The sequence below is a fragment of the Flavobacterium sp. WC2416 genome (assembly GCF_041200095.1).
Classification (GTDB): domain Bacteria; phylum Bacteroidota; class Bacteroidia; order Flavobacteriales; family Flavobacteriaceae; genus Flavobacterium.
This window is the reverse complement of record NZ_CP165626.1, coordinates 786136-797001: the sequence shown is the minus strand read 5'-3', so window position 1 is coordinate 797001 and position 10866 is coordinate 786136. Positions and strand designations below refer to the sequence as shown.

Annotated in this window: 6 protein-coding genes; all 6 read left to right on the top strand. The window is 34.0% G+C overall.

The genetic code is table 11. The features are described 5' to 3' along the window. Nucleotides 1–188 precede the first annotated feature (188 nt). The gene (locus AB3G39_RS03375) at nucleotides 189–3200 is read left to right on the top strand and encodes a SusC/RagA family TonB-linked outer membrane protein (RefSeq protein ID WP_369752713.1); all 3012 of its coding nucleotides are present in this window, start codon (nucleotides 189–191) and stop codon (nucleotides 3198–3200) included. 18 nt (nucleotides 3201–3218) lie between these two features. Beyond that, nucleotides 3219–4745 carry a RagB/SusD family nutrient uptake outer membrane protein gene (locus AB3G39_RS03370; protein WP_367772442.1) on the top strand — a complete coding sequence of 509 codons (1527 nt, stop codon included), beginning with the start codon at nucleotides 3219–3221 and terminating at the stop codon, nucleotides 4743–4745. A gap of 78 nt (nucleotides 4746–4823) precedes the next feature. After that, nucleotides 4824–5996: an endo-1,4-beta-xylanase gene (locus AB3G39_RS03365; protein WP_367772443.1), complete on the top strand. Its 1173-nt coding sequence runs from the start codon at nucleotides 4824–4826 to the stop codon at nucleotides 5994–5996. 59 nt (nucleotides 5997–6055) lie between these two features. Continuing rightward, a complete protein-coding gene (locus tag AB3G39_RS03360) occupies nucleotides 6056–7111 on the top strand; it encodes a glycoside hydrolase family 43 protein (RefSeq protein WP_369752714.1) in 1056 nt (351 codons plus the stop codon). Between the two features lie 4 nt (nucleotides 7112–7115). Continuing rightward, nucleotides 7116–8867 carry a sugar-binding protein gene (locus tag AB3G39_RS03355; RefSeq protein WP_367772445.1) on the top strand — a complete coding sequence of 584 codons (1752 nt, stop codon included), beginning with the start codon at nucleotides 7116–7118 and terminating at the stop codon, nucleotides 8865–8867. Between the two features lie 175 nt (nucleotides 8868–9042). Next, nucleotides 9043–10863: a glycoside hydrolase family 2 protein gene (locus AB3G39_RS03350; protein WP_367772447.1), complete on the top strand. Its 1821-nt coding sequence runs from the start codon at nucleotides 9043–9045 to the stop codon at nucleotides 10861–10863. Nucleotides 10864–10866 lie beyond the last annotated feature (3 nt).

Genomic DNA, 10866 nt, shown 5'->3' with positions numbered 1-10866 from the left:
CTTAAAAATTATTACATGTGTAAAAAAAACAAATTAAAAATACACAATAATTAAAATTTAGAAAAATGAAGCAACAGATTTTAAAAAACAATATTAACTATTTTTTTGATCGAATAAGAGACGATTAAAATAATAAAGGAACTATCCAAAAAACCAAAATCAATGAAAACTTTTTAAACGAAAAATCAATGAAAACAAAAATCAACCAAATTTTAAAGCAGAGATACTACCTCTTACTTTTTTTTAGTTTATTACTTCAACAAACGTATGCGCAAGACCAAATTCAAATTACTGGGAGAATAACTTCAGCTCTTCATGGAGATGCTGTTCCATTTGCAAATATCTTAGTGAAAAATACTACAAATGGTACTGTTACAGATCTTGAAGGTAAATTTTCAATTACTGCAAAGACAAATCAAACTCTTGTTATCTCTTATCAAGGATATAAAACAAAAGAAGTTTCAATCAATAATCAAAAAACAATTAACGTTTCGCTAGAAGAAGGGGCAGTTGCTCTAGATGAAGTGGTGTTAATTGGTTATGGTTCACAACAAAAGAAAGATCTAACTGGAGCTATTTCAGTGGTTAAAGCCGATGAAATTCAAAAAAGACAAGTTACTACAATGGCCGAAGGATTACAAGGCTTAGTAACAGGAGTTAAAGTTAGAGGTGGCGGAAGACCCGGACAAGAAGCCAGTATTGAAATTCGAGGACTTAAAAACCTACAAAATGCAAATCCGCTGTATGTAGTTGACGGATTAATTACATCAGCCAATAGAGATTTTAATCCAAATGACATTGAAACTATCCAAGTTTTAAAAGATGCCTCTGCTGCTGCAATTTATGGCTCTAGAGCAGCAAATGGTGTAATTATAATTACTACCAAAAAAGGTAAAAAAGGACCACTAAAAATAGAAGTTTCCTCAAAAACCAGCTTTACATCTATGCCTACCTATGATTTAATGGGAACTGAAGAGTTTTCGAAATTTAATTTTCAAGCATACGATAATGCAGGTATTCCAAGACAAAACTTAAATCTTGGCGTAAACACTGATTGGCAAAAAGAAGTTTTTAAACAAGGCTTAATTCAAGATTACAATGCTAGTTTTTCAGGTGGAGGAGACAATTCAACATTCTTTATGTCAGCAAATTATTTTGGAAATAAAGGAACTGTAGTTTCAACTGATTTCAACCGAGTTTCATTTAGAGTGAACACAAGTGGTACAAAAGGAATTTTCAGTATTGGGGAGAACTTAGCCATCAGTAATTCAAAAACAGATGAAATGTCAGGCAACCCAATCATAGATACGTACCGATTATTCCCTACAATTCCAGTTTATGATGAAGATAACCCAGGCGGATATGGTTATGGAAAACAAGGTGTTGCAAATACTTTTGGGACAAACCCAATTGCTATTGCCAATTTATTAGATACAGAAAATCAAAATTTTAGAATAAGAGGGAACTTATGGACGGAATTGAAACTAGCTTCTTTCCTAAAATACCGATTTAATTTTGGTTATGAAACCAGTTTTGATAGTTACAACTTTATTAGAAAACTAGGAAATTGGACTTTAAATCAACCCTATGAGCAGTCATTTATTAACCAAAATAAAGGCCGTTCACAAACTAAATTATTTGAAAATACATTGACATTCAAAAAGGAGTTTGGTAAACATGAAATTACTCTTTTAGCAGGTCAAACCTTTCAAAAAGACAATTACGACCAAATTTATGGTACAAAAAGAAATCTTTTGATTAATCCAAGTACAGGAAATTATTTTGATGTTTTGGATCTAGGTGATCAAGCTGAAGTTGGTGGATTTAGAAATGAATCTGCATTAGCGTCTTATTTGGGAAGACTGGAATACAACTATGATGATCGTTATTTATTTAATGCTGTTTTCAGACGTGATGGCTCTTCAAAATTTAGTGATGCTAATAAATGGGGTAATTTCCCATCCGTTTCATTAGGATGGAGAGTGAGCAACGAATCCTTTTTTAAAGTGGATTTCATAAATGATTTAAAAATGAGAGCCAGCTATGGTGAATTAGGAAGTGGAAACATTGGAAATTATGAATACCAAGGATTTATAAACACTTTTGGTGCCATTGTATTGGGAGATGGACAAACTTTATATCCATCAGCCACTCAAGTTAGATTAGCAAACGAAGAATTGCGTTGGGAAAAATTAAAACAAACCAATGTTGGAATCGATTTAGGAATGCTAAATAACTCATTACGCTTAACTGCAGATTATTTTATAGCGCGTACAGAAGATGTTTTGTTTGGATTCCCAATTTTAATGACAACTGGAAATGATGGTGGAAATCCAATTTCAAATGCGGCAACTATCGAAAATAAAGGATTTGAATTGGATTTAAGTTACAATAAGAAAATAAACGACTTCTCCTTCAATGCTTCTATCAACTTTACTAAACTAAACAACAAGTTAGTCTCTCTGGGTAATGGTCAAAATGAAAGTATTCAAGGGAATACAATAACAAGAGCTGGTGGTGCTGTAGGAATGTGGTACATGTTACAAACGGATGGGTTATTCCAAAATCAAGAAGAAATTCAAAATTATGTAAACTCAACTGGGACCGTAATAATGCCAAATGCACAACCTGGAGACATTCGTTTTAAAGATGTAAATGATGACGGACAAATTACAAATGAAGACAAAGACATTGTAGGCAGTCCATGGCCAAAATTCGAAATGGGATTAAATGTAGGAGCTTCATATAAAAACTTTGATTTTTCTATGAACTGGATTACCTCACAAGGGGCAACCGTTTATAACGGATTTCGAAGTACAGTAGACCGTTTTGATGACGATAGTAACTATAGATCTGGAATTCAACCTTGGACACCTGAAAACCCAAATACAGATTTTCCTAGAATTGTAAAAGGAACTACTTTGAACTCAAGAGGGGATAGTGATCGATTTTTAGAAAGTGGTGATTTTATCCGACTTAAATATGTTGGAATTGGTTACAACCTACCTGAAAAAACAATACAAAAAGCTGGTTTTACTAGTGCTAGATTTACTTTGTCTACACAAAACGTGATTACAATTACAAAATATCTTGGATTAGATCCTGAATTCAGTAATGGTAATATTTTTCAAAGAGGGGTAGATGTAGGTTCATTTCCAAATCTAAAAACCTATTCACTAGGTGTAGAGTTTAGTTTTTAATTTTAAAAAAATAGTATAATGAAAAAAATATTTTTAATAACTGTAGTTTTTCTCAACCTCCTTTCCTTATCATCATGCGATAATGAGCTTGAACTTAACAACCCAAATACATTAACAACAGGTCAATATTGGGCTACAGAAAGTGATGCACAAGCAGGAATAAATTCTGCATATGCTATGTTTTATAAAGATGGAATGTGGGCGAGATGGATTTATTTCCGTCTTGATTTAACATCTGATGAAGGTTTTAGCCAAAGCCCATGGATTGAATTAGCCGATTGGACCCGATTTAATTATATCAATTATAACTTCTGGGAAGGGAATTCAGTTACTTGGAGAGATACATACAAAGCTATTTTTAGATGCAATCAAGTGCTAGCCAATGTTCCCAAAATTGAATTCAAAAATGAAGTGGATAAAAAGAACATTTTAGCTGAAGCAAAGTTCCTAAGAGCACTAAACTATTACTATGCAGCGATACTTTGGGAAAATATTCCAATCGTTTTAGAGCCTTCAACACCAAATGATCGTCCAGAACAAAAAAATATCACTGAAGTTTGGAAACAAATTGAATCAGATCTAAATGATGCTTACGCCGATTTACCAACAGAATGGTCGTCAAGCCAAACTGGAAGACCTGACAAAGGTGCTGCAAAAGCAATGCTCGCAAAAGTGTATATGCAACAACGCAAATGGCCTGAAGCTAAGACGGCTTTAGAATATTTAATAACTGGATCTGGCGCAAAATATAGTTTAGTAGCTAATTACAGAGATAACTTTACTGATGTAAATGAAAACAACAATGAATCTGTTTTTGAAATTCAGTTTGGAGATCAAAGAAAAGGGGGAACTGGTGAAGATCCTAGTGCGGCCGTTTCTAGTAACCGTGCTCAGTTTTTTGCTCCAAGAAGTATTGGATGGTCTGATGGACAAGCAAGATATTGGTTAGTTGAGGCTTTCAAGAAAGAAAAAAATAAAGACGGTGGTTTAGATATTCGATTAAGATATACCTTGTTTTATCCTGATTTATTAGCTGATTTTGGAGACAAAACCTATAATAAAACTTGGCAATGGGGAGCTGATGAGGCATGGTTTAGAAAAGGGAGTAGAGATTACTATAGAGACAATGAAGATTATTACAGTCAAGTAAACTACCGATTAATTCGCTATGCAGATATTTTATTGCGTTATGCCGAAGTGTTGAATGAAACAGGAAATACCGCTGGTGCCTACCAATATGTAGACAAGGTAAGAGCTCGTGTAAACATAGGCACTTTAGCCGCTGCTCATCCTGAAATTGGAAATGACAAAACCAAATTCTTAGAACAATTAAAAATGGAACGAGTTTTAGAATTGGCTGGCGAAAGTGTTCGTTGGGAAGATTTAAAACGTTGGGGAGATTTAGATTCTCAAGCTGCTGTAGATAAAATTGCAGCCCGTGATCCTGATTTTAAAAACTTCGTTGTTGGCAAACATAAAAGATTGCCAATTCCTCAAGTAGAGGTTAACAACAACCCCAATTTAATTCAAAATCCAGAATATTAAGCTATAATTTTTAAGGGAATGATTCCTGAATCACTCCCTTAAAATTAGCAAACATTTGTCCCAATAAAATAAATTATAATGAAAAACACAAAACTATATCTGGCGCTTGTGCTAGTAGGGATGTTATTACTTAGTTGTAACAAAACTAAATCAAGTAAAGAAAAAGAGAATAATACAGTAACAACCACGGTTGAAAAAAGAGAGATCTGGACAAAAGAACAGGCCAATTTCTGGTACGCAAAACAGCCGTGGCTAGTAGGGGCAAATTATTGCCCAAGTACTGCCATAAATCAATTAGAAATGTGGCAAGAAGCTACTTTTGACCCCAAAAGAATTGATCAAGAACTTGGTTGGGCAGAACAAATTGGAATGAACGTAATGCGTGTTTATTTACATGATTTGTTACACAAACAAGATGCCGAAGGGTTATATAAAAGAATGAATAGCTTTTTAGAAATTGCCAACAAACACCATATAAAAATTTTATTTGTGCTTTTTGATTCTTGTTGGGATCCCTTTCCAGAATTAGGAAAACAAAGAGACCCAAAACCATTTGTTCATAATTCAGGATGGGTACAAAGTCCAGGGAAAAAAGCATTATTAGACGAAAAAGAATATCCGCGTTTAGAAAAATACGTTAAGGAAACGGTAGCGCATTTCAAAGATGATGATAGAATATTAGGCTGGGATGTGTGGAATGAGCCTGATAACATGACAGGTCCTTCTTATGAAAAAGTGGAAATTGCTAATAAAGTTGATTTTGTATACCCTCTTTTAGAAAAAGCATTCCAATGGGCTAGAGAAAGTAACCCGTCACAACCATTGACTTCAGGTGTCTGGGCTGGCGATTGGACAGAGGTGAATCTAAAACCAATTTTTAAATTACAGTTAGAACAATCGGATGTAATCTCATTTCATTGCTATGATAAACCTGTCGATTTTGTAAAACGCATTAATGAATTAAAACGTTATGGAAAACCAATGTTGTGTACAGAATATATGGCTCGCCCTAATGGAAGTACATTCGAAGGTTTTTTACCAATTGCAAAAGAAAACAAAATTGCAATGATCAACTGGGGTTTAGTTGACGGAAAAACACAAACAAAATTCCCTTGGGATAGTTGGACAAAAAAATACACTGCAGCTCCTCCAGTATGGTTCCACGAGGTTTTTAATACAGATGGCTCTCCTTATATTGTTAAGGAAACTGAACTAATAAAGAAATTAACCTCTGAGGCTGTTTCTAAATAAAATAAGCTGAAAACTAACCCTATTTTAATGAATTAAAATAGGGTTATAATACCAATCACATGAAAAAAAGGATATTAAATACACTTTTTCTAATAGCCGTTTTATTTTTAGAAACGGCATTATTTGCGCAACAACCTAATCCACCGGGACAAGTAGAAAATGGTTCAAAACCAAAGAACGAAGCCTACTTATTTGCTCATATGACCCATACAGATTACGGGAGGTTATACTATTCAGTAAGTCTTGATGGCTTGCATTGGACTAATTTGAATGATGGAAAAAGAGTGTTTCCAGAATATCAAGGTCATCCTGATATTTGTAAAGGGCCAGATGGAAAGTATTATATAGCAGGAAATACCAGCGATGAATCACCAGAAATTAATATATGGGTTTCTGATGATTTAATAACTTGGAAAAAACATGCTGTTTATACACCTGACCTAAAAAGCACTCCTGATTATGCAAATGCATTACAAAGAATAGGTGCTCCAAAATTGTATTATGACAAAGACTCAGTAAAATTTATGCTAACATGGCACACACCACACAAACTAGGCTCAAAAGAAGATCCAGAAGCTTATTGGGCAAGTCAAAGAACACTTTATGTGTTATCTAAGGATTTAAAAACTTTTGAAGGCACACCCAATCGATTGTTTGATTGGGATATGGGAACAATTGATGTATTTATTAGAAAAGTGGGAGATTCCTATTATGCTGTTTTAAAAGATGAAACTTACCCCTCTTTATATTGGACCACGGGAAAAACCATCCGAATTGCTAAATCAAAATCGCTTTTAGGCCCTTACTCCTTACCACAAGAATCGATTAGTCCTAATTTTAGAGAAGCACCGATGTTGATTGCATCTCCTGATGATAAAATTTGGTACCTGTATTACGAACAATACCCAGGAGTTTCTTATGGATTATCTATTTCAGATAATTTAAATGGCCCTTGGTTTCAGGCCTCAGGATATACTTTTTACAGTGATTGGGATAAATATAGTTTACCCGAAAAAGCAAGACATGGCTGTATGATTTCCATTTCCACCAAGGAGTATAACAATTTGGTGCAAAAATTTGGTTTAAGTAAAACGGAATCAAATTCAAAAAAGTAAAAAAATGAATAAAATAAATCATTTATTTCTACTCTTTATTTTCATCCCATTACTTTCTTGTAGTGATTCTTCAAATGTGGTTGATGAAAAACCGATAGTAGAAAACATTCCATCTAAACCCGCTGTTGAAGGCATCCGAATTGCTTGGGATTATAACACTTTAATTCAGGTTTCGGATAAAAATAGTCCGGATTACAATGGGTACGCGAGATTAATACAATTAAACGATAAAAAACTAATTTGTACTTACGAATCTGGAGGAGCCATATTAGTAAAGACAAGTAATGATTTTGGAAATACTTGGAGTGCATCTATTAAAGTAGCATCTGGAAATACTGCGGTGAATATGACCACGCCTGATATTTTACAGTTAGAAGATAATTCTATTTTGATTTGCTATAATCCAAGACCAATTAGTAATGGAAATAGCAACGAAAAATTTTCTATCAACACTATTAAAAGTTATGACGGAGGTTTGACTTGGAAAGAAAATCAAATTGTTTATGAAGCCAGTTCCGATTTTGAAAACGGCTGTTGGGAACCTTCTGCACTACAAATTCCGAGTGGAGAAATTCAATTGTTTTTTTCCAATGAAAACGTGTACCGCACTTCTACTGAACAAAACATTTCTCTTATTCGCTCTTCAAATAATGGTTTAACATGGTCAACAACACCTGAAATTGTGAGTTTCAGAGCTGGGAAAAGAGACGGAATGCCTTCTCCTATTCTATTAAAAAATCAAACAGAAATTGTTTTTTCTATTGAAGATAATGGTGTTGAGAATCAATTCAAGCCCTATATTATTCGAAATTCAATTACAGAAAACTGGAAACAAACCATTGATGCAAACAGCAATAATCGAAATTATGCTTTGGAAGAGGTATTGAGTAACTCTGTTTATGCGGGTGCTCCTTACCTATCGCAACTGAGTACAGGAGAAGTGCTACTGTCCTATCAAGGAACAGAAAACAGAACTTCAAACGACATTAATAATGCCGATATGAAAGTGGTAATTGGGAATAATGAAGCCAAAAATTTCAATAGAAAATCTACTCCTTTTCTACTTTCAAATGGAAAATCAGCATTGTGGAATAGTATTTCTGTTTTGGAAGATGATACCGTAATTGCTTTAACAACCACAAACCAATTTTCCAACTCATCACAAATTTGGATGATAAAAGGGCATGTTTTACGCGATATTAATGCTGTCAGGGAAACTGCTACAATTGACGGACTGAGCAATGAAGGAGTTTGGCAGAAAGAAAGCCCAATTTTTATTGGCCAAAAAAGTGCCACACAATTAGAAGCTAATTTTACGTATGATACCGAGTTTTTATATGTTTTTGCACAAATAAAAGACAGCCAAATTATAAGCACGGATGCAATAACTGGAAGTGATGGTTTGGATTTGTATTTAGATCCTAAAAATAAAAAATTAATCGTTCCTGGAAGTTCCATCTTTAAACTCGAATTAGGACAATCCAATCAATTTTCACTTTATGAAGGCGAAAATAGCAAATGGAAAAAATTAGATGGTTCTCAAGGAATTCTAACGACTACAGTTAAAACCACAAATGGCTATCGAATAGAAACCAAAATTCCTTGGACAACACTAGGTGGAATCCCATCAAAAGACATGAGAGTACGCTACAACATAGCCCTTAGAGAGAAAGGAACAAATGATTATACAGAAGATATTGCAACCAATATAAATAACAAACCCTATTCTTGGTCGACTTTAAAGTTGGTTAATTAATAGGAACCATATATAAAAAACTAGTGAATTTTTAGTGGTTAAGAAATTCACAAAGTTGGTTAGTTAGTTTTTTTTTTAAAATTACCGGACTATTTAAAATAGTCTGGTAATTTATTTAATGACAAAAAAATAACAAGTCAATTTAAATGATGTGTGCTTACAAATAAATAATATAATGATGAAAAAAAATGTACAGGTAATCCTATTTTTATTTTTAGGGTTATCACTATCCGCACAATGGAAACCTGCTGGAGAAAAAATTAAAACAGTATGGGCAAGTAAAGTAGAACCTAATCATGTACTTCCTGAATATCCTCGCCCAATTATGGAACGAAAGGAATGGAAAAACCTAAACGGATTATGGAATTATGCGATTCTAGAAGTTGGAAAAGCAGCTCCTGAGAAATATGACGGTCAAATTCTTGTTCCTTTTGCAGTCGAATCCAGTTTGTCTGGTGTGATGAAAGATGTTGGCGCTAAAAATGAGCTTTGGTATAACACTAGCTTCACTATAGAATCCAATTGGAAAGGCCAGAATATTTTACTGCATTTTGGTTCAGTTGACTGGAGAACTGAAGTTTGGTTGAATGGCGTAAAAATAGGTTCCCATACTGGTGGATATACTCCGTTTTCTTTTGATATAACACCTTTCATAACTGGAAAAACGCAGCAATTAACGGTAAAAGTTTGGGACCCCTCTAATGAAGGACCACAACCAAGAGGAAAACAAGTTAGGAGCCCAGAAGGAATCTGGTACACACCGGTTACGGGAATTTGGCAAACCGTTTGGATAGAGCCTGTAAATAAAAAGAATATTACAACGATTAGAACCACGCCAAATATTGATCAGAATGTGATTAACATAAAACCTGAAGTTGCAGGAGCAAGTTATGGAGATCTAATTGAAGTAACTGTTTATGAGGATTCAAAAGCACTTGTAACTGTTAAAGCTTCGGCTGGAGAAAATATAGAAATTGTTTTAAATAATCCAAAACTATGGTCACCAGAATCTCCATTTTTATACAAAACCAATGTGAAATTAATTAGCAACAGGAAAATGGTTGATGAAGTAAAAAGCTATTTTGCCATGCGGAAAATTGGATCTAAAAGAGATTCAAATGGTGTTCTTAGAATGCAACTGAATAATAAAGACTATTTCCAATACGGCCCATTAGATCAAGGTTGGTGGCCTGACGGACTATATACCGCTCCTACTGATGAGGCTTTAAAATATGACATTGTTAAGACAAAAGAATTGGGTTTTAATATGATTCGGAAACATGTTAAAGTAGAGCCAGATCGCTGGTATACGCATTGTGATGAAATAGGAATTTTAGTATGGCAAGATATGCCAAGTGGTGATGAGCAACCTATATGGCAAAACAAAAAATATTTTGAAGGTAATGAATTACAAAGAACACCTAAATCTGAAGAAATTTATAAAAAAGAGTGGAAAGAAATTATGGATCATTTGTATTCCTATCCAAGTATTGTCGTTTGGGTTCCTTTTAATGAAGCTTGGGGACAATTCAAAACCGTTGAAATTACAGACTGGACCAAGAATCACGATCCAAGTAGATTAGTCAATTCATCTAGTGGAGGAAATCATTTTCAAACAGGCGATATCTTAGATTTACACAATTATCCTGGTCCCGAATTGTATCTTTATGATGCTAGAAGAGTAACTGTATTAGGGGAATATGGGGGAATTGGATTACCTGTCGAAGGTCATTTATGGAGAGCAAATGACAATTGGGGGTATGTAAAATTCAAGAATAATGCTGAAGTAACCAATGAATATATTAAGTATGCAACCGAATTAAAGAAATTAGTTAAAACAGGATTTTCTGCAGCAGTATATACCCAAACTACTGATGTTGAAGGTGAAGTTAATGGGTTTATGACCTATGATAGAAAAGTAGATAAAATGGATTTTGAAAAAGTAAGCACAATCAATAAAGAAGTTATTGATGCTCTAAATAACAAATCTAACTAACAG

Bases quoted from the DNA above. Each gene is read 5' to 3' on its own strand.
- AB3G39_RS03375 (WP_369752713.1), top strand. From the start codon at position 189: ATGAAAACAAAAATCAACCAAATTTTAAAGCAGAGATACTACCTCTTA.
- AB3G39_RS03370 (WP_367772442.1), top strand. From the start codon at position 3,219: ATGAAAAAAATATTTTTAATAACTGTAGTTTTTCTCAACCTCCTTTCC.
- AB3G39_RS03365 (WP_367772443.1), top strand. From the start codon at position 4,824: ATGAAAAACACAAAACTATATCTGGCGCTTGTGCTAGTAGGGATGTTA.
- AB3G39_RS03360 (WP_369752714.1), top strand. From the start codon at position 6,056: ATGAAAAAAAGGATATTAAATACACTTTTTCTAATAGCCGTTTTATTT.
- AB3G39_RS03355 (WP_367772445.1), top strand. From the start codon at position 7,116: ATGAATAAAATAAATCATTTATTTCTACTCTTTATTTTCATCCCATTA.
- AB3G39_RS03350 (WP_367772447.1), top strand. From the start codon at position 9,043: ATGATGAAAAAAAATGTACAGGTAATCCTATTTTTATTTTTAGGGTTA.